Genomic DNA, 23073 nt, shown 5'->3' with positions numbered 1-23073 from the left:
TACCACTCACGAGTCAGATCAGGTCACTCTCAGGAATCTGTGGCAACGTAGGGTCGTGCGAATTCTGGTAGTCGAAGACGAAGAACCCCTCGCCGACGCGATCGCACGCGGCCTGCGGCGCGAGGGGATGGCGGTGGACATCGCGCTCACCGGTGACGACGGGCACGAGAAGGCCGCCGTCACCCGGTATGACGTCGTGCTGCTCGACCGCGACCTGCCCGGCATGTCCGGTGACGACCTGTGCCGCGAGATCGTCGCGTCCGGCGAGCTGACCCGCGTGCTCATGCTCACCGCGAGCAGTTCCGTGTCGGACCGCGTGGACGGGCTTTCCCTCGGCGCCGACGACTATCTCGCCAAACCGTTCGCGTTCCCCGAACTCGTCGCGCGCGTGCGGGCGCTGGGCCGCCGCGCCACCCCGGCCGCGCCGCCGCTGCTGACCTCCGGCGACGTCGAACTGGATCCGGCGAAGCGGACCGTACGCCGCGCGAACGGCCCGGTGGAGCTCACCCGCAAGGAGTTCGGCGTCCTGGAGGTGCTGCTGTCGGCCGCCGGTTCGGTGGTCAGCAGCGAGGAACTGCTCGAGCGGGTGTGGGACGAGAACGCCGATCCGTTCACCACCACCGTCCGCGTCACCGTGATGACGTTGCGGAAGAAACTCGGCGAGCCGGGCATCATCGAGACCGTCGTCGGCTCCGGGTACCGGGTGCCGGAGCAGGGGACCGCACGCGGGTGATCCCCTCCGGTGCCCGCAGCCTGCGCGCGCGGGTCACGCTCCTCGCGACCGGGCTGGTGGCACTGGTCAGCCTCCTGTTGCTCTGGCTGACCTGGAACCTGGTCGGCGACGCGGTTTCCGCCGTTCCGCAACTGCCGCCGGGGACCACGGTGCGGGTCGACGGCGTCGACGTCGACGCCTCCGCCGTCACCGAGCATCTGCGGGTGTACTCGCGGAACCGGGTGCTGCTGTTCGGCGCGGTCGCGTTCTGTTTCGTCGTGCTGGCGGCGGGGATCCTCGCGTGGACGTTCACCGCGCGGGTCCTGCAGCCGCTGCGCGAGATCACCGGGACGGCACGACGGCTGTCGATCGAGTCGATGGGGGAGCGGATCGGCGAGGTCCGCACCAAGGACGAACTCGCCGAACTGGCCGAGACCTTCGACGACATGCTCGACCGGCTGCAGGCCGCGTTCGACGCGCAACGGCATTTCGTCGCGAACGCCAGCCACGAACTGCGGACGCCGCTCGCGGTCATCCGCACCGAACTCGACGTCACCCTGGCCGACGAGTACGCCGACGAGGCCGAACTGCGGCGGATGGCCGGGGTGGTCCGCGACGCGACCGAACGGGCCGAGCGGCTGGTCGGCTCGCTGCTGCTGCTCGCGCGCACGGACGGCGCCGGACTGGTGGCCAGGGAACCGGTCGACCTCGCGGTGATCGTGGCGAGCGCGTGGCGGGCGGTTCGGGTCGAAGCCGAGAAACGCGGTATCCGCACCGAATTCGCGACACCTGGGGCGCCGACGTTCGGCGATCCCGCGCTGCTGGAACGGATCGCGGGCAACCTCCTGGAGAACGCGGTGCGGCACAACGTCGAGGGCGGCTGGCTCGACGTCGTCACCCAGGCCGGTCCACAATGGTCGGTGCTCCGGGTGCGGTCGTCCGGCGGCCTGCTCGACCCGGCCGCGGTCCCCGAACTGTTCGAACCGTTCCGCCGCGCCGGCGTCGCCAGGACCGCCCGCACCGGTGCGGGGCTGGGACTCTCGATCGTGCGCGCCGCCGTCCAGGCCCATGGCGGCACGGTGTCCGCGGAACCCGTTGTGGGCGGCGGTCTTTCGGTGACCGTCCACCTGCCCGCTCTGCCCTGAACCGCCGCCGGGGTTACGGTTCAAGGATGGTCCCCAGCATCAGGCTGAACAACGGAACGTCCCTGCCCCAGCTCGGGTTCGGGGTGTACAAGATCGGCGACGACGAGGTCGCAGGCGTGGTCCGCACCGCCATCGAGGTGGGCTACCGCGCCATCGACACGGCGACCCTGTACGCCAACGAGCGGGGCGTCGGTGAGGCCGTTCGCACCAGCGGGCTACCCCGCGAGGAGCTGTTCGTCACCACGAAACTGTGGAACACCGAGCACGGCCACGACCCGGCGTTGCGCGCCTTCGACACCAGCCTGAGCGAACTCGGCCTGGACTACGTCGACCTGTACCTGATCCACTGGCCGCTGCCGTCGCTGGACAAGTACGTGGAAACGTGGCGGGCGCTGGAAAAGATCGCCTCCGACGGCCGCGCGAAGGCGATCGGCGTGTCGAACTTCCAGATCCCGCATCTGGAGCGGCTGATCGAGGAGACCGGGACCGTCCCGGCGGTGAACCAGATCGAGTGCCACCCGTGGCTGCAGCAGCCGCTGCTGCGCGACTTCCACGAGAAGCACGAGATCGTCACCGAGGCATGGGGCCCGCTGGCCCGCGGCGGGGACCTGCTCGCCGACGAGAAGATCACCACGATCGCGCGGAAACACGGCAAGACCCCGGCGCAGGTCGTGCTGCGCTGGCATATCGAGATGAACCACCTGGTGATCCCGAAGTCCGTGACGCCGGAACGGATCGAGGAGAACATGGACGTCTTCGACTTCGCGCTCGACGCCCACGACGGCGCCGCGATCGCGACCCTGGAGCAGGGCAAGCGCCTGGGACCGGATCCGGACAAGCTCGGCTCGTGAGTGGTAATGACGGTTCTAACCGTCATTACCACTCACGAGGCCCCAGGGGTTACCGCACGTCCACGAAGATCGGGTTCCCGTACAGCCACAGATCCTCGAACGGGTTCGACCGCCCGATGACGTCGGCGCTCGGCTCGATCCCGCCGGGCACGTGCTCCCTGCCGTCCGTTCCGCGTGCCCGCACGAAGAACGGCTCGCGCACATTACGGAAGGTGTGCCGGAAGACGACCCGCCGCCCGGGCGCCCACCGCGGCTCGAACGACCGCACCACCCGGGTGCCCGGGGCGGTCTGCGTGTCACGGTCGGCGGCCGGGCCGGTCACCGGTCCGGAGACGAGGTCGAGCCGGGCGAGCCGGGGGATCGCGCCGCCGCCGTTCGGCCGGGCCGCCAGTTTCGCCGAGACGACGACCGTGACGTCGTCCCCGCGCCGGACCCGCAGCCTGCCGCCCATCGTGGCCGAGCTCCAGCCGCTGTGGGCGCCGAACTCCAGCTCCTGGGCGAGCCCGCCGTGCACCACCCAGACGCGTCCCGCGCGCAGCCCTTCCAGCACCCCTTCGTGGCTCCGGCGGGTCACACCGACGACCGTCCGGCTGAACTCGGCGGGGGCGAAATCCGCGTACGGGGGGAGAGTCTGCGGGACACCGGTGTCGACAGGGTCCGGGTAGTTGCCGTGCTCGTCGTAGTAGCCGTCGGGGACACCGGGCCGCACGTGCGTGTCGCCGCGGTTGTAGTGCGAGTCGGAGTTGCTGGTGATCCACCACGGCTTTCCTTCGGCCAGCAGCGAATCCCACAGCCCGCCGACGGTCGCGGTGCTCCAGTCGAAGCCGCCGTAAGTGCGGTAGGCCGACTCCGGGAAGCCCGGCCACGAGTTCGAGCCGGGGGAGTTGCCGTACCCGCCCCGCGCGCCACCGCCGCTCCCGAGCGGTTTGGGGAAGCCGTCGGCCTGGGCGCCCGGCGCGCCCTCCATGCCGATGACGATGCCGGGCGCGGCGTCGCGCAGCGCGCGGATCTCGTGCGGCGCGATCCGGCCGTTGCGCAGCGGATGGTTGATCACCACCACCGGCGCGTGGATCCGGCGTGCCCGTTCTTCGGCGGCGAGCCAGCGGATCGCCTTCACGGCCAAGGCCTCGTTGTCCGGCGTGCCCGATTCGGTGCCGGTCAGCCGCCAGTCGAAGGAGCGCTCGAACTCACGCAGCTTCGCGGCCTGGTCGGCGCCGGCCTGGAAGAACAGCGTCGCGTGCTCGGCACCCGGCACGTTCCACTCCATGCCCTGCCACAGCAGGAGATCGGGGTGCTCGCGCTGCGCGGCCCGGACCGCGGCGTTCGTCCGCTCCACCGACGACTTCTCGTGGGTCGCGTGGCCGTGGTCGGTGATCACCGCCCAGTCGGCGCCGTGCGCGCGGGCGGCGTCGGCGATTCCGTCCACTGTGTACATCGCGTCGTAGGAGTACTGCGTGTGGATGTGGTGATCGCCCACCAGCCACTGGTACCGGTCCCGGCCGAAGAGACGGCCGAGATCGAGGTCGAGGTCGAAATCGAGGGCTTCCGCCGGGGTGGTGGCGGCGAGCGGGGCACCCGCGGCCGCCGCGGACACGAGGCCCGCGCGCTTGAGGAATCCGCGGCGGTCGACGCCCGGTTTTTCGCTGTTCACCGGCGGCACGCTAAAGAGCCTCGCTGAACGGGCGGTGTCCGGACGGCCAACGTAGGGCGCCGTGTGACGATCGTCCCTGCGGGAGAAGACCGAGCGCGTTCCGCCGGTCGCTCTGGGTGAAACGCCGAAAGCCCGGCTCCCCGGAGGATGGCTGGGGAGCCGGGCCTCCCCGCTAGAAGTCCCGGTTGGCCGGAGCGACCCCGAATTCGCGGTTGTCCACTCCGGTGATCCGGACACTACCCGTCTCGTCGCCGGTGATCCGGACGCTGTCGTCAGCGCCCGCGACACCCGCTCCGAGCATCAACCCCAGAACCGCCGCGCCGGCCCCCAGGCCCACGCGCACGACGATCTTCTTCATCGGCTTTCCTTCCCTTTTCTGTTGTTCCCCAGTACCTGGAAGAACCAGGTGTAGGCCGAGTGTTCCGGAAAGCGCGGCATCTCGCCACAGAAGTCACGAAATACGCAAAAAGCCACCGTCGGCGATCAGAAGATCGCCGACGGTGGCCTTGCGTCACAGGCTCAGGAGAGCGGCACGCTCGCCACACCCGGGGCCAGGAACGGCTTGCCGTTGACCTTCTCGGACACCCCGGCCCGGTCCAGGTACGGCGTGATGCCGCCGAGCCAGAACGGCCAGCCCGCACCGAGGATCAGGCACAGGTCGATGTCCTGTGCCTCGGCGACCACGCCCTCGTCGAGCATGATCCGGATCTCCTCGGCGATCGCGGCCAGCGCGCGGTCACGCACCTGCTCGGACGTCGACGGCGAGTCGCCGCGCTGCCAGAGCTCGTCGACCTCGGGGTCGACGGTGGCGTTGCCGTGAGCGTCCCACTGCCAGACGCCCTTCTTGCCCGCCTTGACGAAGCGGTCGAGGTTCTCGCTGACGGTGAACCGGTCCGGGAACGCCTCGTGCAGGGTTTCCCCGACGTGCAGGGCGATCGCCGGGCCGACCAGCTGCATCAGCGTCAGCGGGGTCATCGGCAGGCCCAGCGGTTCCAGCGCCTTGTCCGCGACCTCGAACGGCGTGCCCTCGTCGACGGTCACCAGCACCTCGCCGAGGAAGCGCAGCAGCAGCCGGTTGACCACGAACGCGGCCGCGTCCTTGACCAGCACGCTCGACTTCTTGAGCTGCTTGCCGAGCGCGAACGCCGTCGCCAGCGCGGCGTCGTCGGTCTTCTCCGCGCGGACGATCTCCAGCAGCGGCATCACCGCGACCGGGTTGAAGAAGTGGAACCCGACCACGCGTTCCGGATGCTTGAGCTGCGAGGCCATCGCGGTGATCGAGAGCGACGAGGTGTTCGTCGCCAGGATCGCCTCGGGGGAGACGTACTGCTCCAGGTCGGCGAAGACCTTCTGCTTGACGCCCAGCTCCTCGAACACCGCTTCGATCACGAAGTCGGCGTCGGCGAACGCGGCCTTGTCGAGCGAGCCGGTGACGAGTGCCTTCAGCCGGTTCGCGCCGTCCGGCGAAACCCGCTTCTTGGCCAGGAGCTTGTCGATCTCACCGTGCACATAGGACACACCCTTGTCGACCCGTTCCTGGTCGACGTCGGTGAGCACCACCGGCACCTTGAGGCGGCGGACGAACAGCAGTGCCATCTGGCTGGCCATCAGGCCGGCGCCGACGATGCCGACCTTGTTCACCTTGCGCGCCAGCGACTTGTCCGGCGCGCCCGCCGGCCGCTTCGCCCGCTTGTTGACCAGGTTGAACGAGTACAGCCCGGCCCGCAGGGTGTCGTCCATGAGCAGCTCGGCGAGCCCGTCGGTCTCGGCCGCGTAGCCGCGGTCGAGGTCGTTCTCGCGGGCCAGCTCCAGCAGCTCGACGGCCTTGGTCGCGCCCGGCGATGCGCCCTTCGTGCGGCCGTCCACAATGGACTTGGCGCGGGCGATCGCGGCGTCCCAGCCCGCGCCGCGGTCGATCTCGCGGCGGGCGGGGGTGATCTCGCCGTTGACGACCTTCGCCAGCCACAGTAGGGACTGCTCGAGGTAGTCGGCCGAACCGAAGACCTCGTCGACGATGCCGAGTTCCGCCGCCTGCGCGACCTTGAGCATCTTGTTCTGCGCCAGCGCGTTCTCGATGATCACGGTGACCGCGGCGTCCGGTCCGATCAGGTTCGGCAGCAGCTGCGTGCCGCCCCAGCCGGGGAACAGGCCGAGGAAGACCTCGGGGAACGCGATCGCGGCGGTGTTCTCCGACAGCGTGCGGTAGTGGCAGGAGAGCGCGAGTTCGAGCCCGCCGCCCATCACCGCGCCGTTGATGAATCCGAAGGTGGGGATCTCGGACTCGGTGAGACGGCGGAACACGTCGTGCCCGGTCTGCGCGATTTCCCGTGCCAGCGCGGGATCCGAGACCGCCTCGACGCCGGAAAGGTCGGCGCCCACGGCGAAGATGAACGGCTTGCCGGTGACCGCGATCGCGGCGGGCCCGGCCGCGAAGGCGGCGTCGATCGCGGCGTTGAGGCTCACCAGCCCCTGCGGGCCGAAGGTGTTCGGCCGGGTGTGGTCGTGGCCGTTGTCCAAGGTGATCAGCGCGACCGGCTTGTCGAGCCCGGGCACCTTCACCAGTCGCGTGACCGCGTTCGTGACGACCTCGTCGGGGAAGGCGGCTTTCGCCTGCTCAGCGGTGAAAGTCATTACTTCGCCCCCTCGGAGCCGTTGTAGGCCGGGTTCTCCCAGATCACGGTGCCGCCCATGCCGATGCCGATGCACATGGTGGTCAGGCCGTAGCGCACGTCGGGGCGCTCGGCGAACTGACGCGAAAGCTGCGTCATCAGCCGGACGCCGGAGGAGGCGAGCGGGTGACCGCAGGCGATCGCGCCGCCCCACTGGTTGACGCGCGGATCGTCGTCGGCGATGCCGAAGTGGTCGAGGAACGCGAGCACCTGGACGGCGAACGCCTCGTTGATCTCGAACAGGCCGATGTCGTCGATCGACAGGCCGGTGCGCTTGAACAGCTTCTCGGTGGCGGGCACCGGGCCGATGCCCATGACCTCCGGCTCGACACCGGCGAAGGAGTAGCCGACGAGCCGCATGCCGATCGGCAGGCCGAGTTCGCGGGCGGTGTCCTCGTCGGCGAGCAGCGCGGCGGTGGCGCCGTCGTTGAGGCCCGCCGCGTTACCCGCCGTGATCCGGCCGTGCGGGCGGAACGGCGTCTTCAGCCCGGCGAGCTGCTCGACCGTGGTGCCCGGGCGCGGCGGCTCGTCCTCGGTCGCCAGCCCCCAGCCGAGTTCCTTCGAACGGGTGGCGACCGGGACCAGTTCGGGGCCGATCTTGCCGGTCTTCACGGCTTCGGCGTACTTCTCCTGGCTGCGCGCGGCGAAGGCGTCGGTGCGCTGCTTGGTGATCGCGGGGAACCGGTCGTGCAGGTTCTCCGCGGTCTGGCCCATCACCAGTGCCGTCGGGTCGACGAGCTTGTCGGCGATGATGCGCGGGTTCGGGTCGACGCCCTCGCCCATCGGGTGGCGGCCCATATGCTCGACGCCGCCGGCGATGGCGATGTCGTAGGCACCGAAACCGATTCCGCTCGCGGTCGTGGTGACCGCCGTCATCGCGCCCGCGCACATGCGGTCCAGCGCGAAACCGGGCACCGACTTCGGCAGGCCCGCCAGCAACGCGGCGGTGCGGCCGATGGTCAGGCCCTGGTCGCCGATCTGGGTGGTGGCGGCGATCGCCACCTCGTCGACGCGCTCGGGCGGCAGCTCGGGATGCCGCCGCAGCAGTTCACGGATGGCGTTGACGACGAGGTCGTCGGCACGGGTGCCGGCGTACATACCTTTTTCGCCTGCCTTGCCGAAGGGCGTTCGCACCCCTTCGACGAAGGCGACATTGCGTACCGACCGCGCGTTCGGCGCGAGCGGTGTTGCTCCTGCGGCCACGAATGCTCCTGAAGTAGAGGTAGTCCTGACCGCACCCTAGCCCTGGTTACCGGTCGGTAACCAGGATGGTGGCCCGGTCGAGTGGGCGAAGGCACACTCCCGGGTTCATCGGCGTCGGCCGCTTGGCCGATCCGGAGGCCGTGGGGAAGTTGCTATGTTCGAGGTGATCAGGGGGAGGGATCACGATGACAACGCCGGGGCCGGCCGTCACCCGTCGTGCGCTCTTGGGGATGGCGGTCCTCATGCCGCTGGCCGCCTGCACCCGGGCCGCCCCGTCCGCGCCGTCGTCCGTCCCCGCGCCGCCGCCTCCGCCCACCCGGCAGTTCCACGACAGGCTGCTGGAACTGGAGAAGAAGTTCGACGCCAGGCTCGGCGTGTACGCGCTCGACACCGAGGGCGGCGCCACGGTCGAACACCGCGCGGACGAGCGGTTCGCGTTCTGCTCGACCTTCAAGGGCGTCGCGGCCGCCGCGGTCCTGCAGCGCAATCCGTTGTCGCATCTGGAAACCCGGGTCACCTACGCCCGGGGCGACCTGATGAAGCACGCCCCGGTCACCGGGCAGCACGTGGCCACCGGGATGACGATCCGCCAGCTGTGCGACGCCGCCGTCCGGTTCAGCGACGGCACCGCGGGCAACCTGCTGCTGCGGGATCTCGGCGGCCCCGGGGAGTTGACGGCCTTCGCGCGCAGCATCGGGGACACCGTCACGCGGATGGACCGGATCGAACCGGCGATCACCGAGGCCACCCCCGGCGATCCGCGCGACACCACCACGCCCCGGGCGTTCGGCACCGACTACCAGAAGATCGTCCTGGGTGACACGCTGACGGCCGACAAACGCGAGTTCCTCAGCGATCTGCTGCGGCGCAACGTCACCGGCGCCGGGCGGATCCGGGCGGGCCTGCCCGGCGGATGGACCGTCGCCGACAAGACCGGTACCGGCGAATACGGCACGATGAACGACTTCGCGATCGTCTGGCCGCCGGGCAAGGCGCCGATCGTCGTGGCGATCATGTCGAGCAAGGCGGCCAAGGACGCCCCTTACGACGAGGCGCTGCTCGCCGAGGCCGCGAAGTACGTGGTCGAAAAGCTCACTGCCTCGTGAGTGGTAATGACGGTTCTAACCGTCATTACCACTCACGAGGCCCGATCGGATACGCGCGGCTGGTCGTGAAGGCCCCCTTACCTACCCTCCAGGTAGCGAAGGAGCCCTTCGCTACCTGGAGACAGGCATGGGACTCCCTCATGAGGCAGGGGCGTCCCATGCTACTTGTCCACAAAGGACGATTTTGGAGAACTCGGTGTCCGATTGCTGCCTAGATGTTCGGTCCTGACCATCTCGCGAGACCGCGCAAACGGCTCAAGTCGGGCACTTATCGTCAGGAAAGTGTCTCTCATGGACACTCGGCGCCGCGGGTGGCGTCGAAAACCTCGGCACCACTCAATTGCCGGTGGCGCTGGGGAGCAGGGGCGGGCAGCCGTTGGTGGTGTAGGCCGGGTCGTACTCGAAGTGCCACTTCTCGTTGTCGTAGCGGCGGCACCACCCCAGCGCGCCGCCGTTCTTGTCCACCCAGGAGGCCGAGTTCAGCGGCTGGATGTCGACGGCGATCCCCTTGACGTGCATGGACGTCTCCGGCTGCAGCGCCCACTTCTTGGCCTGCTCCACCGAACCGAACCGCTCGACGGCCTTGTCGAACTCGCGCTGCTGCTGTGCCCGGCTGCGCTTGCCGTCGTTCACGCAGAGCGTGATGTTCTGGGCTTTGGCCTTGGCCCGTAGGGCTTTCCACGCGTCGACCACGTCCGGGCGCATGCCGTAGGTCTCCTCGTCGACATAACGTTTGTCGACGGCGCACGTCGGTCCGGTTTCGGGTCCGGGGACCTCCTCGAGCACCGCGAGCGCCTGCCCGTTCACCGGCTTGGCGGTGACACCGGTGGCTCCCAGCGTCACCATCGCGACAGCGGCGAGCCCCAGCGCCACGAGCACGCTGATCACGGTTCTGCGGCTGGGAGTGGATGTGGTCGGCACCACTCCGAAGCTACCCAGCGCCCGGCGGGCCGCCAGGGTTTGTGACCTTCTTCCCAGATTGCCCGCGCAGGCCAACCGAACCGGAAAAGGCCAGGTGAGCGCGCCGTCTCGTGAGTGGTGATGACGGTTCTAACCATCATTACCACTCACGAGACCAGGGCACTGTGCTGCCACGCTTAGCTTGCTAGCAACCTAGGGCGCTAGCATCGGCTCATGGGTGACGAGGTGGTCAAGCAGTTCAACGTGTACCTGCCGGTCGGGCTGATCAAGCAGGTCAAGTTCCGCGCCATCGAGTCGGGCTCGTCCCTGTCGGCGCTGGTCGCCGACGCCCTGCGTGCCTACCTCGAGGAAAGCGACGACAAGAAGAACTGACCTGGCGACCCCAGGTCCGGCCCGCGCCGCACCGGCGCCTAACGGGCCAGGTGGCCGAGCCAGCCGCCGAAGCGCGTGATGTCCTCGGCACCCTCGACGGCTGAAGGCTCACAGACGAACCCGGGCACCTCGCTCCCGTCGGCCAGGCGCACCTTCCCGATCGCCAGCGGCGCGGGAACACCCGCCACGAACTCGCCGAACCCGGCGAACGGCAGGTCCCAGACCTCGGCCTCGATCGGTTCGCCACCCGAGGCGACCCGGACGAGGCCGGGTTTGGGCGGCACGGTGTCCAGCGCGTAGAGCCGGTACTCGGCCGCGGTCGGGCCCGCCGAAACGAACCGGCCGCCCCGCGAGGTCAGTTCGTGATTCAGCGGCTGACCGCGCAGATGCGCGCCCACGACGGCGATCCGCGTCCGGCGCGGCACCAGGCGGGCGACGTCGGCGAGGATCCGGTCGGCGTGGGCGGCTCCGACCAGCATCACCCCGAACGGCAGGCCGGCGACGGTCCCGGCCGGCACGGCCAGCGACGACAGGCCGAGCAGGTTGGTCGAGTTCGTGAACCGGCCCAGCCGGGCGTTCACGCCCAGCGGATCGGCTTCGACCTCGGCGATCGTCGGATGCTCCGTCGTCGTCGGCAGCAGGAGGCAGTCCACAGTGGACAGGACAGCGGCCGCTTTCCGCTCCAGGCCGCCGAGCGTCGCCAGATCGGTGAACAATCGGTGCGCCGGGATGTCCTTGGCCGCGCCGATGATCCGGCGCACGGCCGGATCGACGGCGTCCGGATGCGCGTCGATGAACTCGCCGACCGCCGAATACCGCTCGGCCACGAAAGCGCCTTCGTACAGCAGCCGCGCCGCGGCCAGGAACGCCGATATGTCGACAGTGACCAGTTCGGCGCCCGCGTCCCGGAATTCCCGAGCCGCCGCGGAGAACGCGCCTGCCCACCCGTCCCGCAGCGGGCCGGCGTCGTCCGGGACACCGATCCGGAAGGGACGCCTGCCGACCGGGAGATCCCGCGGCTCGCTCAGGCAGTCGAACGCCGCCACCGCCTCGTCGACCGTCCGCGCGAACACGGTCACGCAGTCGATGCTCGCGCACGCGGGCACGACTCCTGCCGTCGGCAGGAGTCCCCGCGTCGGCTTCAGGCCGACGATCCCGTTGAACGCCGCCGGGATCCGCCCGGAGCCCGCGGTATCCGTGCCCAGCGCGAGATCCGCGATCCCGAGCGCCACCGCGACCGCCGAACCCGAACTCGACCCGCCCGAAACGTACGCCGGGTCGATCGCGTTCCGGACCGCGCCGTGCGGACTGCGCGTGCCGACCAGCCCGGTCGCGAACTGGTCGAGGTTGGTCGTGCCCAGGATCAGCGCCCCGGCCGCGCGCAGCCGCGCCACCACCGGCGCGTCCTCGTCGGGAAGGTAGGCGTACTCGGGACAAGCGGCCGTCGTCGGCAGGCCGGCGACGTCGATGTTGCCCTTGACCGCCGCGAGTTTCCCGTACAGCGGCAGCACCTCGCCCGCCGCGCGCCGGGCTTCCAGCTTCTCCGCGTCGGCGAGCACGTCCGCCTCGGGCCGCAGGTCGATCCAGATCTCGGGCCGGTCGACCCGCGCGATCCGGTGATACGCGGCGCGAACCCGTTCCAGCACGCTCATCCCGCGCTCCTTCCCAGTGTCTGTTGGTGAACCCGCGTCCGCGATCGACGTCGGCAGGGCGCCGCCTTGTCATCCAGGTCACGATGAGCGGACAGGGCGCCCCGCCACCGCGATAGCGGGGCCTTCGGCCGGGGCGGGTTCACGCGTACGGTCACTTTTGGTGGATACATCTCAGCTCCGCCCACTGGCTCCCAGAACCACCAGCGGGGTGCCGGGGGCCACCTGATCGCCGGGGGAGACGAGCACCTCGACGACCTCCCCGGCGGCGGGCGCGGGGATCCGCGCCTCGGTCTTCATCGCTTCGAGGATCACCAGCGTCTCCGCCGCGCCGACCCGCTTGCCCGGCTCGGTGTCCACCCGCCACACCGTCGCGGCGAACGGCGCTTCCACGACGTGACCGCCGGGCGGGGCTTCGACCTTCGTGGTCGGGACCTTCGCGCCCACCGGTTCCGGCCTCGGGTCGAATTCGCCCGCGGCCGCCCATGCCCGGCGTTCGGCTTCGAACGCCGCGCTCTGTTTCGCCCGGAACGCCGCGATGTCGGCGGCGTTGTCGGCCAGGAACCGCTCATGGTCGGCCAGCGCGAATTCGCCGTCGGTGATGTCGAGTTCCAGTTCCCCCGCCTCACTCCGGGCCCGCAGGTCCAGCAGTTCCTCGGCGGAGACGGGATACCACGAGATCCGGTCGAAGAACCGCAGCAGCCACGGCGAACCCGGCTCGAAGGAGCCGCGCTGCCGCCAGCCGCTCCACACCTGCGTGGTCCGCCCGACGAACTGGTACCCGCCGGGACCTTCCATCCCGTAGATGCACAGGTACGAACCGCCGATGCCGACGGAGTTCTCCGCGGTCCAGGTGCGTGCCGGGTTGTACTTCGTGGTGACCAGCCGGTGCCGCGGGTCCAGCGGAGTGGCCACCGGCGCGCCGAGATACACGTCGCCCAGGCCCAGCACCAGGTATTCCGCGTCGAACACCGTCCGGTAGACATCGTCCACACTGGACAGACCGTTGACCCGCCGGATGAACTCGATGTTCCACGGGCACCACGGCGCGTCGTCGCGCACGCCGGCCATGTACCGCTCGATCGCCTCGCGGGTCGCCGGGTCGTCCCAGGACAGCGGCAGCCGTACGGTCCGGCTCGGCACCACGAGATCGCCGGTGCGCGGCAGCTCGTGCTCCACCTCCCGCACCAGGCCGAGCAGCTTCGAGACCGGCAGCACGTCGGGATCGACGTGGACCTGCAGCGAGCGTATGCCCGGCGTCAGGTCGACGACACCGTCGAGGCCTTCCGCGGCCAGCCTGTCGGCCAGCGCGTGGACCCGCATCCGCAAGGCCAGGTCGAGTTTCATCGGCCCGTACTCGATCAGCAGGTTGTCGTCGCCGCTGCGCCGGTAGGTGACCTCGGGGTTTTCGTCCGATGTGGACAGACGGCCGAAGATGCCGCCGTCGTCGATCGGTTTCCGGCTCGCCTCGACCGCCGTACCGGGGGCCTTCCGCAGCGAAGCCGCGTGGTCGATGGTGATCGGCACGAACCGCACGGTGTCACCCGGCCGCAGCTGGCCGAGTTTCCAGCGCTGCCCGGTCACCACGGTCGCCGGGCAGACGAACCCGCCGAGGCTCGGCCCGTCGGGGCCCAGCAGGATCGGCAGGTCGCCGGTGTAGTCGACGGCGCCGATCGCGTACGGCGTGTCGTGGATGTTCGACGGATGCAGGCCCGCCTCGCCGCCGTCCTCCCGTGCCCAGCGCGGCCGCGGCCCGACGAGCCGGACACCGGTGCGCGCGGAGTTGAAGTGCACTTCCCAGTCGGTGGCGTAGAACGTTTCGACGTCGTCCGGGGTGAAGAACTCCGGGGCGGCGTGCGGTCCCTCGGACGCGCCGATCTCCCAACGGGTCCCGAAAACGGGGCGTTCGGCCTCGGGAACCGGGCCGGTGACGGCGTTCTCCGGCAGCGGCCCGGGGGAGAGGACGTCGCCGGTCGCGAGCGCGCGTCCGCCGTGCCCGCCGAAACCGCCGAGGGTGAACGTCGCCGCGCTGCCCAGGAAAGCAGGCACGTCGATCCCGCCACGGACGAGGACGTACGCGCGGAGCCCGGCGGTGCCCGTACCGACGTCGAGGACGCCGCCCGCGGGCACCTCGACCGGTGTCCACTGGGGAACGGTCTCGCCGTTCACGGTGACCGGTGACGGGGAACCAGTGACGCAAACGATTGCGGTGTCGGTGAACCGCAGCGAGACACCGTCCACAGTGCACTCGAGTCCGGGCGCGCCTTCCGGATTGCCCAGCGCGCGATTGCCCAGCCGGAGCGAAAGGTCGTCCATCGGCCCGCTCGGCGGCACGCCCACGTGCCAGAAGCCCAGCCGTCCCGGCCATTCCTGCACGGTGGTCATCGTGCCGCCCCGCAGGACCTCGATCCGCGGCTCGGGATCGGTGATCGCGTCGAGCGTCGCGGTGTCGTGCGTGACCGCACGCAACCGCGGGTCCGCGGCGGCCGCGCGCAGCTGCCCGAGGTTCGTGCGGACACCGTCCACCCGGCTCTCCCCGAGCGCGGCGCCCAGCGCGGCCAATGCCCCGTCCCGGTCCTCGCCGACGGCGATCACCTTGGCCAGCAAGGGGTCGTAGTGCGTGGTCACCTTCGTCCCGGCTTCCACCCACGTGTCCACGCGGACCCCGGAGGGGAAATCGGCGCGGGTCAGCAGGCCGGCGCTCGGCCGGTGCCCCGCCGCCGGATCCTCGGCGTAGACCCGGGCCTCGACCGCGTGCCCGCGTGGTTCCGGTGCGGTGGCGAACATCCCGGTGTCGCCGTCGGCGAGCCGGAGCATCCACGCCACCAGATCGATGCCGTAGACCGCTTCGGTGACCGGATGCTCGACCTGAAGCCGCGTGTTCACTTCGAGGAAGGCCGCCTCTTCCCGGACCGGGTCGTAGATGAATTCGACCGTGCCCGCCGACCGGTAGCGCACCGACGCGCAGAGGCCGACGGCCGCCGAGACCAGTTTCCCGTGTATCGCCTCGGAAAGTCCCGGGGCGGGACATTCTTCGAGCACCTTCTGGTTACGCCGCTGCAGGGTGCAGTCCCGCGTGCCCAGCGCCAGCACCTCACCCGCGCCGTCGCCGAACACCTGCACCTCGACGTGCCGGGCGCGGGTCACCAGCCGTTCGAGGAACACCCCCGAGGTCGAGAAGCTCTTCGCCGCGATGCTCTGGACCGCGTCCCAGGCGTCCCGCAGTTCTTCCGCCGAAGCGCAGGCGCGCATGCCGATCCCGCCGCCACCCCCGGTGGCCTTGAGCATCACCGGATAGCCGATCTCGGCGGCCGCCGCTTCGGCGTCGGCGAGCGTGTCCAGCAGTCCGGTGCCCGGCAGCAACGGGACACCGGCGGCCACGGCCTTGTCCCGCGCGGTGTGCTTGCTGCCGAAGACTTCGAGCTGAGCCGCGGTGGGCCCGGCGAACCGGATCCCGGCCGCCTCCACCGCCTTCGCGAAAGCGGTGTCCTCGGACAGGAATCCGTAGCCGGGATGGATCGTGTCGGCCCCGGTCTTCAGCGCGGCCTCGATGATGGCGTCGCCGAGGAGGTAGCTCTCCCTCGCCGCTGCCGGGCCGAGCCGGACGGCTTCGTCGGCAAGCCGGACGTGCGCGGCCGCACGGTCGGCGTCGGAATGGACGGCGACCGTCGGAATGCCCATCTCCTTCGCGGTCCGGAGGATCCGGACCGCGATTTCCCCCCGGTTGGCGACGAGCAGCTTCACTCGCCACCACCGGTGACGATCATCCTGACCGGCGTCGGGTCGAAACCGTTGCAGGGATTGTTGATCTGCGGGCAGTTCGACACGAGCACCAGGACGTCGGTCTCGGCGCGGAGCTTGACTTCGAGACCGGGCGCGGAGATGCCGTCGACGATGCCGAGCGTGCCGTCCTGTTCGACCGGGACGTTCATGTACCAGTTGACATTGCTGACCAGGTCCCGTTTGCCGAGACCCCATTTCGCGCCCTCGGTGAGGAAGTTCTCCACACAGGCGTGCTGGTACCGCGTGTGCTGGCCGTACCGGAGGCTGTTCGACTCCTTGCTGCAGGCACCGCCGAGGGTGTCGTGCCGCCCGCAGGTGTCCTCGACGACGGTCAGCAGCGGCGCGCCCTCGCCGGTGCGCAGCACACTGCCGGTGGTGAGGAAGATGTTGCGCTGCGCGGCGATCGTGGCGGCCGCGGAGTACCTCTTCGCCGTGTCGGCGGCGTCGTAGCAGAGGAAGTCGACGGCCTGGTTGCCGCCGAGGTCGATGATCGAGAGGGTCTCACCGCGCCGGAGGACGGTGGAATACGGCGCCCGCGCGGGGACCTCGGTGTCGGAGATGATCGTGGTGGTCATGCCATCCCCCTGGCGGTGAGGTAGTCGGCGGTGTTCTCGAAGGCGCGCTGGGCTTCCGGTGTCGCCGTCCATTCAGGACTGTCCGGAGTGGACGGAGTGCCGCGCTGGGCGAGGACGCGCAACGGGGTGACCGTGTAGTCCGGACGCGGGTCGAGCGGATGCGCGACATTGGCGATCAGGACGACGGCCGGGAGTTCGGTCCGCAGGACCACGGATTTGCCCGGTCCGGCCGAGCCGGTGAAGGTCAGCCCGCCGTCGGCCTCGACGTGGACACCCTGGAAGAAGGACAGGCTCGGCGGGAGATCGCGAGGGGAGAGGCCGTGTTTCGCCGCGGCCAGGGTGAACAGCGCGTTCCCCGACGGCGAACCGCCCTGCGGACTGCCGTCACCGTACCGTTCGGCGTTTCCGTCCACAGTGGACGTTCCGCACAGGGCGTCGTGCTCGCCGCTCTCGTCGGTGACGACCGTCGCGAGCACGCGGGCCTGATCGGACAGCAGCGCCATCCCTTCGCCGAGGTAGGCGTTCCACTGGACCTTCACCGTGTCCGCGACGTTCAGCCGCTCCCACGGCTGGTCGGCGTTGAACAGCAGCAGATGCGCGCAGGCGTCGCCCTCGACGTCGGTCAGCCGGAGTTCGGTGCCGCGGGCGAGGACCTTGTGCGTGTAGCCGCCACCGGCGACGGTCTCGGCCCAGACCAGCTTGGCCGGGTCGATCCCGGGCGGCGGATCCGGCCAGGTGGACGCCGGGATGGACGGCATCGCGTCGGCGACCTTTCCCGCCTGGGCGCGGGCGTGGTCGCGAGCGCCGTACGTGGTCGATGTCGTGCTCATGGAACCTTCCTTCAGATCGTGGGGACGGGAACCGTGGTGAGCGCGGAGCGGCGGCGCCAGCAGAGGTAGCCGGTGAGCAGCGCGGCGCCGACGAACTCGATCGGGAACAACCGGACCCAGACGGAGCCGGTGCCCGCGAGGTCGTAGATCTCGGCTCGTGGCCAAGCGATGTTGACGATCATCATCGCGCCGTACCCTACTGCCGCGACGTTGACCGGAATAGCCCATCGTCCCAGGGAGAAGTGGCCGGGCTCGGCGGTGAAGCGACCCTGGCGGCGCCGCCTCAGCAGCGGTCCGGTCACCAGGAGGTAGGCGAGGTAGACCACGACCACCGAGGTGCCGGTGATGGTGCTGAAGACGGTGGGATTCCCGAGGTTCAGCAGCAGCAGTCCGATGGCGAGCGCGCCGGACAGGATCGCGGGCGCGATCGGGGTCCCGGTGCGGGCGTTGACCGCGGAAAGCCGGTGTGCGCCGGGAAGCGCGCCGTCGCGGGCCATCGCGTAGATCAGCCGGACGGTGCCGGTCTGGATGGTCAGGGTACAGACGACGACCGCGATCGCGACGTCGGCGAGGAAGATCCTGCCGAGCGTGTCACCGAAGACGGCCGTGATGACGTACGGCAGGCCCTTCCCGGCCAGTTGCCCGTCAGTCAGGCTCGGGGCCGCCATCAGCGCGGTGAGGACGACCGCGAGCCCGCCGAGCCCGGAGATCAGGAGCGCGCGGAGCACGGCGCGCGGGGCCGTGCGGCGGGCGTCCTTGGTCTCCTCGGCGACGGAGGCGGCGGTGTCGAAACCGTACAGGACGTACGCGGCCATGAGTGCCGAAGCGAGAACGCCGCCCACGCCCGGGTTTTCGCCCGCCGGCTGGAGCACGACCTGCGGGCCGCGGACGGCGAACAACGCCAGGCCGGCGATCAGCACCAGGACGCCGGCGAGTTCGGCCGCGACGCCGACGTCGTTGATCCGCGCCATGAGCCGCACGCCGCCGGCGTTGACCGCCGTGGTGAACACGATCAGCAGGGCGCCGAGCAGGACCGCGTTGGTGGCGCCGGTCGGCGACGTCACCGCCGGGTCGCCGCCGACGAGCTGGAACCCGCTCCAGACCGAGGGGAGCACCACCTGCAGCGCGATCGCGGCCGCGGCGAGCGCGACGACACAGCCCAGCAACATCATCCAGCCCGCGAGCCAGCCCGCGAATCCGGGCGACAGGTGTTTCGCCCACTGGTAAACGGAACCGGCCAGCGGGAAACGGGCGGCGAGTTCGGCGAAGCTGAGTGCGACGAGCATTTGCCCGGCGAGTACCAGCGGCCAGGTCCAGAAGAACAGCGTGTCGCCGAAGGAATAGCCGAAGGCGAAGAGCTGGAACACCGTGGTCAGGATGGAAACGAAGGAGAAACCGGCGGCGAAGGCCGAGAAGCCGCCGAGCGTCCGGCGGAGTTCTTGGCGGTACCCGAAGGCGGAAAGGTCTTCGGCGGGCATTTGCGGGGGCTCCTGTCTGAAGGACCGAATTTCGATCGGCCGACCGAAATTAAGCGCGTGCGGGGTCCTTCTGATCTCCGCGGGGTAAGCGCGGTGTTAACAACTACCGGATTCGGTAACCTGGGCCGACCACCGGACGTAACAAAGATCGCCGCGAAGAAATGGCAGGATCGGATAGATGACGAAAACGACCGGGGTGGGCAGACCGAGGGCCAGTGGCGCGGCGGCGAGCAAGCGGGAGGCGCGGCTCGCGGTCTTGGACGCGGCGGGGGAGCTGTTCACCGGAGCCGGCTACGCGGCGACGACCACACGGGCCATCGCCGAACGCGCCGGCCTGCGCCAGGCGTCGCTCTACTACCACTTTCCGTCCAAAGAGGACATTCTCGCCGCGTTGCTGGAGGACACCGTCCGGCCGTCGCTCGACGTCGCGGGCGGGCTCTCGGCCGAGCACGCGCCGGTCGGCACGCGGCTGTGGGCGCTGGCTTACGCGGACATCCAGCTGCTCGGCAGCGCGCGGCACAACCTCGGCGCCCTGTACCTCCTGCCGGAGATCTCGTCGCCGAGGCTGGCCCGGTTCCGGGCCGAGCGGGCGGAACTCAAACGCGTCTACGGCGCGCTCGTCGCGGCGGCCGGGGTCCCCGGTGACCTGTCGGGGATCCGGACCGACCTTGTTTTCGGGCTCGTGGAGAGCATCGCGATCGTCCGGCGCGACCGGCCGGATCTGGACGTCGAGGCGCACGCCGTCGAAGGTGCCGACAGCGTGCTGAGGCTCGCCGGTCTCGGGGAACCGGACGCCGGACTGCGTGCTTCGGCCCGGTCCCTACTGGAGAGCTGAAGGGGCCTTTCCCCTCATGCGATGAGACGAAAGCGTCCTTCGCCGCGTGAGATGCGGCGAAGGCGTCCTTCGGCTCCCGTCAGGCGGCGGTGGCTTGGAGCGCCTTGCTCAGCACCGCCACGGTGAGTTCGATCTGCCACGGCCGGGCACCGCCGTCGCCGAGGACCTTCGCGACCGAGTCCTCGCTGAGGTCGGCGGGCGGGCGCCAGCAGGTGCGGCGGACGAGTTCCGGCAGCAGCAGGTTCTCCACCGGCAGCCGGCGCTCCTCCGCGATCGCGGCCAGTGCGGCACGGGCGGCCGAAAGCCGGGCGGCGGCGTCGGGATCCTTGTCCGACCAGCGGTTCACCGGCGGCGGGCCGTCGGTCTGCTGGGCAGGGGTCGGCAGTTCGTCGGCCGGGAGCGAGCGGGCGTTCTGCAGATGCCGCAGCCAGCTCGCGGTGTACTTGCGCTGGACCCGGCCGCTGAACACCGGCAACGCCTGCAGTTGTTCGACGGTCTTCGGATCCGCGGTGACGGCGTTGATGATCGCGCTGTCGGGCAGGATCCGGCTCGGTGCCCTGTCCCGTTTGCGGGCGAGTTCGTCGCGTGCCTGCCACAGTTCGCGTACCGCGGCGAGCCCTCGGGCACTGCGGATCTTGTGCACCCCGGACGTCCGGCGCCACGGCTCGGCCCTCGGCGCGGGCGGCGGCGCGGTGCGGACGGCCTCGAACTCCTGCTGGGCCCATTCGAGCTTGCCCTGGGCGGCCAGGTCGGCTTCGAGCTTCTCGCGCAGTTCGATGAGCAGCTCGACGTCGAGGGCGGCGTAGTTGAGCCAGTCGACCGGGAGCGGGCGCTTCGACCAGTCGGCGGCGCTGTGCCCCTTCTCCAGCTGGTAGCCGAGGAGGAGTTCGACGAGGGTGCCGAGGGCGACGCGTTCGTACCCGGCGAGACGCCCGGCGAGTTCGGTGTCGAACAGGCTCTTCGGGCGCAGGTCGAGTTCGGCGAGGCACGGCAGGTCCTGTGAGGCCGCGTGCAGCACCCATTCGGCGTTGTTGAGCACTTCCGCGAGGGGTTCGAGCTGCCCTTCGAGCGGAATGGGGTCGATGAGGAAGGAACCGGCACCTTCACGGCGCAGCTGCACCAGATAGGCCTTCGGCCAGTACCGGTAGCCGGACGCGCGTTCGGTGTCCACCGCGATGGCCCCGCTGCCGCCCGCGATCTTCACGCAGGCTTCGGCGAGGGCTGTCGCGTCGGCGATCACCGGTGGAGTGCCCTCGGCGGGCTCGCGTAACAGAACCGGCCCACCGACGTCGTCGGTGGCGGTCTTCGAGTCCGTCTGCGGTTCTCCGGGTCGGTCGCCTTCCATAGGTGAAGACCCTACGGGACGAGCGGGCCGCGCCTGGTCCGCCCGCCCCGCAGGGCAGTTCGCCTTTGTCAGCGGATCACGCCGGCACGCATGGCCAGCGCCACCATCTGAGCCCGGTCACCCGTGCCGAGCTTGCGCCCGATGCGGGAGAGGTGAGACTTCACCGTGAGAGCGGAGAGGCTGAGTTCCTCACCGATCTCCTTGTTGGACTGGCCGTCGGCGACGAGCTGCAGCACCTCGACCTCGCGCGCCGAAAGCTCGCGCGGGGTGTTGTCGGTGCCGGCGACTCGGGTGCCGGTGGCCAGGACCGGTGCGACGCTCGGGTCCGCGTAGACGCCGCCCTCGAGCACCCTGCGGACGCCGTCGGTCACTACGACCGGCGATGCCGACTTGAGCAGGTATGCCTGGGCGCCGGCCTGGAACGCCGACCTGACCGCGTACGGGTCGTCTGATGAAGCGAGCACCACTACTCGAGGCCAGCCATGGCTACGGAGTTCCGTAACCAGCTCGATGCCGCTGCCATCCGGCAGTCCGAGATCGAGGATCGCCAGATCACAAGGCCCAGTGGCCTGTGCTCGCGCCCTCGCCTCGGCCACCGTGGCGGCCTCGTGGACGGTGCCCGCACCCATCTGTGCGAGTCTTGCTGAGATTGCCTCCCTCAACAGCGGGTGGTCATCGACCACCAACACGGAAAAAAGCTCTTCCCGCGGGTGCGGAACCATGCTCGCCGGCAATGAACCGGCTGGCGTGGATCGGACGGCCTGAGAAATGCCGACGGTAGCCACGTCACTACCTCCCTGGAGTCGGTCGTGCCCCCCGACCGGCACCGGGACTTTCGGCCGTTTAGCCGCGCCAGCTTTAGACCGAAAGTGGTGTCGTCGATGGCACTGTAGCCGCCCTGAGGCCTTCGCGGGGGGATCGAACGGGTATCTATCTCAAACGAGTAGTTACTCAGGGAGTTCGTTGTAACACGATCGGGCTAGTACACAGCCGGTGGCTAACACATCGCCAAATGAACGCGATGCACTTGAGTTACCGGGGTCCAACCGACTGTGCAGATGGGCCGTGCACCTGCCGGTGCCGCTTCCCGGGACCGCTGGACGGTGGCCCATCGGAGCGCGAAAACCCCCTCCGGCATGGGGCTTGATCAACTTCGCGGAGGGTCATGATCGCTTCGCTCGGTAACCGTTATGGTAACGCTCCGGAAGCGCCGGGGCGCCTCCGGAGGGCCGGTTCCGGCGGGCTTGATCTTGTTGCGGTCCGTGACACTGTGCGTAGCACGAACGGGGTGGTCCAGACCTCTGTCTGCCGCGCTCCGCGCTGGTCGGGGCCGCTCTAGGCCAGATGGCCCCCTGGGGCCTCTCGGACGCTTACAGGCGCTCTCAGGGCCTCGTGTCCGGAGTGTGCGAAGGCGTCTTCGGGTGCTTCGCGGAGGCTTCGGGAGTATGTGAAGGCTTCCTTCGCCGCGTCCGACGCAGTGAAGGGAGCCTTCACGTCCTTGGGGCGCGGATCGGGTGGGGGGAGCAAGGGACCTTTAGTATCGCCAGCTTTACTAGCGACGCTAGCGGGCTTGGAACGCAAAATAACCCGAATGCTATGTCTCGATTAGTGGGATTCCCGGCGTGTCGGGCCCTCGGCGAGCTGTCTCCGGTGAGTGGAGCCCGGCGACGCGGCCTCGGCGGCCGGCGCGGGGTTCGAGTGTGGAGGATTTGGGACGTTGAACGTCCCAAATCCTCCACACTCGGGGGTCTCCCTGATCCTGTGTCGATCAAGCTGTGCGACCGGGTGTGAACCCCGTGTTGATGAAGGAATCGGGACACTCAACGTCCCCATTCCTTCATCGTCGGCCTGCGCCAGGACGAAGAGGGGCCCGACCTGCACGATGCCGACTTTGCCGGGCCCTGACCGAAGGGGGCCTTCACGCGCAGCGGTTGGGACTGCTGATGCT

18 protein-coding genes are annotated in these 23073 nt (G+C 69.8%); 6 read left to right on the top strand and 12 right to left on the bottom strand.

Translation table 11 applies throughout. From position 1 onward, the window contains the following. Positions 1-55: 55 nt before the first annotated feature. Genes L324_RS02755 through L324_RS02745 form a run of 3 tightly spaced genes read left to right on the top strand, consistent with a single transcriptional unit; the run spans position 56 to position 2708 of the window. Positions 56-733 carry a response regulator transcription factor gene (locus tag L324_RS02755; protein WP_037303838.1) on the top strand — a complete coding sequence of 226 codons (678 nt, stop codon included), beginning with the start codon at positions 56-58 and terminating at the stop codon, positions 731-733. After that, complete coding sequence (locus L324_RS02750) at positions 730-1857, top strand: sensor histidine kinase (protein WP_037303837.1); 1128 nt, start codon at positions 730-732, stop codon at positions 1855-1857. Before L324_RS02755 ends, L324_RS02750 begins: the two co-directional genes overlap by 4 nt. Before the next feature lie 26 nt (positions 1858-1883). Beyond that, the gene (locus L324_RS02745; protein ID WP_037303836.1) at positions 1884-2708 is read left to right on the top strand and encodes an aldo/keto reductase; all 825 of its coding nucleotides are present in this window, start codon (positions 1884-1886) and stop codon (positions 2706-2708) included. Between the two features lie 49 nt (positions 2709-2757). Here L324_RS02745 and L324_RS02740 read toward each other — a convergent pair whose 3' ends face one another. The 4 genes from L324_RS02740 to L324_RS02725 form a co-directional block, all read right to left on the bottom strand. Beyond that, a complete protein-coding gene (locus tag L324_RS02740) occupies positions 2758-4359 on the bottom strand; it encodes a PHP domain-containing protein (protein ID WP_037304426.1) in 1602 nt (533 codons plus the stop codon). 172 nt (positions 4360-4531) lie between these two features. Further along, the gene (locus L324_RS02735) at positions 4532-4717 is read right to left on the bottom strand and encodes a hypothetical protein (protein WP_037303835.1); all 186 of its coding nucleotides are present in this window, start codon (positions 4715-4717) and stop codon (positions 4532-4534) included. Between the two features lie 161 nt (positions 4718-4878). After that, the gene (locus tag L324_RS02730) at positions 4879-6990 is read right to left on the bottom strand and encodes a 3-hydroxyacyl-CoA dehydrogenase NAD-binding domain-containing protein (RefSeq protein WP_037303834.1); all 2112 of its coding nucleotides are present in this window, start codon (positions 6988-6990) and stop codon (positions 4879-4881) included. Next, positions 6990-8231: a thiolase family protein gene (locus L324_RS02725; protein ID WP_051173586.1), complete on the bottom strand. Its 1242-nt coding sequence runs from the start codon at positions 8229-8231 to the stop codon at positions 6990-6992. The genes L324_RS02730 and L324_RS02725 overlap by 1 nt, the downstream gene beginning before the upstream one ends. Before the next feature lie 185 nt (positions 8232-8416). Here L324_RS02725 and bla point away from each other — a divergent pair, with 185 nt between their 5' ends. Beyond that, positions 8417-9337, top strand: coding sequence for a class A beta-lactamase (bla, locus tag L324_RS02720; RefSeq protein WP_037303832.1), 921 nt, complete (start codon positions 8417-8419; stop codon positions 9335-9337). A gap of 336 nt (positions 9338-9673) precedes the next feature. On the opposite strand, the gene L324_RS02715 is transcribed toward bla, so the two are convergent. Next, on the bottom strand, positions 9674-10258 hold the full coding sequence (locus L324_RS02715; RefSeq protein ID WP_235783384.1) for a D-alanyl-D-alanine carboxypeptidase family protein: 585 nt from the start codon (positions 10256-10258) through the stop codon (positions 9674-9676). 213 nt (positions 10259-10471) lie between these two features. Here L324_RS02715 and L324_RS02710 point away from each other — a divergent pair, with 213 nt between their 5' ends. After that, positions 10472-10630: a ribbon-helix-helix domain-containing protein gene (locus L324_RS02710; RefSeq protein ID WP_037303828.1), complete on the top strand. Its 159-nt coding sequence runs from the start codon at positions 10472-10474 to the stop codon at positions 10628-10630. 38 nt (positions 10631-10668) lie between these two features. On the opposite strand, the gene L324_RS02705 is transcribed toward L324_RS02710, so the two are convergent. The 5 genes from L324_RS02705 to L324_RS02685 all read right to left on the bottom strand — a co-directional run bounded on the left by L324_RS02705 (position 10669) and on the right by L324_RS02685 (position 18945). Then, positions 10669-12282, bottom strand: a complete 1614-nt coding sequence (locus L324_RS02705) for an allophanate hydrolase (RefSeq protein WP_037303826.1) — start codon at positions 12280-12282, stop codon at positions 10669-10671. Positions 12283-12453: 171 nt separating this feature from the next. Further along, entirely contained in the window at positions 12454-16023 is a 3570-nt protein-coding gene (uca, locus tag L324_RS02700) for an urea carboxylase (protein ID WP_037303824.1), read from the bottom strand. After that, positions 16020-16637 carry an urea amidolyase associated protein UAAP2 gene (locus tag L324_RS02695; protein ID WP_037303821.1) on the bottom strand — a complete coding sequence of 206 codons (618 nt, stop codon included), beginning with the start codon at positions 16635-16637 and terminating at the stop codon, positions 16020-16022. Before L324_RS02695 ends, uca begins: the two co-directional genes overlap by 4 nt. After that, complete coding sequence (locus L324_RS02690) at positions 16634-17467, bottom strand: urea amidolyase associated protein UAAP1 (protein ID WP_037303819.1); 834 nt, start codon at positions 17465-17467, stop codon at positions 16634-16636. The genes L324_RS02695 and L324_RS02690 overlap by 4 nt, the downstream gene beginning before the upstream one ends. A gap of 11 nt (positions 17468-17478) precedes the next feature. Next, the gene (locus tag L324_RS02685; protein WP_037303818.1) at positions 17479-18945 is read right to left on the bottom strand and encodes an amino acid permease; all 1467 of its coding nucleotides are present in this window, start codon (positions 18943-18945) and stop codon (positions 17479-17481) included. 178 nt (positions 18946-19123) lie between these two features. Here L324_RS02685 and L324_RS02680 point away from each other — a divergent pair, with 178 nt between their 5' ends. Then, on the top strand, positions 19124-19780 hold the full coding sequence (locus L324_RS02680; protein ID WP_037303817.1) for a TetR/AcrR family transcriptional regulator: 657 nt from the start codon (positions 19124-19126) through the stop codon (positions 19778-19780). A gap of 79 nt (positions 19781-19859) precedes the next feature. Here L324_RS02680 and L324_RS02675 read toward each other — a convergent pair whose 3' ends face one another. Both L324_RS02675 and L324_RS02670 read right to left on the bottom strand, forming a co-directional pair. Then, positions 19860-21125: a ribonuclease D gene (locus L324_RS02675; protein ID WP_051173585.1), complete on the bottom strand. Its 1266-nt coding sequence runs from the start codon at positions 21123-21125 to the stop codon at positions 19860-19862. A 68-nt stretch (positions 21126-21193) separates the two neighbouring features. Then, positions 21194-21910 (bottom strand): response regulator transcription factor, encoded by a 717-nt coding sequence (locus tag L324_RS02670; RefSeq protein WP_034318331.1) that lies wholly within the window; start codon positions 21908-21910, stop codon positions 21194-21196. Positions 21911-23073: the final 1163 nt, after the last annotated feature.

Origin of the sequence: Amycolatopsis orientalis DSM 40040 = KCTC 9412 (assembly GCF_000478275.1) — a bacterium.
GTDB classification, from domain to species: domain Bacteria; phylum Actinomycetota; class Actinomycetes; order Mycobacteriales; family Pseudonocardiaceae; genus Amycolatopsis; species Amycolatopsis orientalis.
This window is presented reverse-complemented; position numbering and strand designations above follow the sequence as displayed.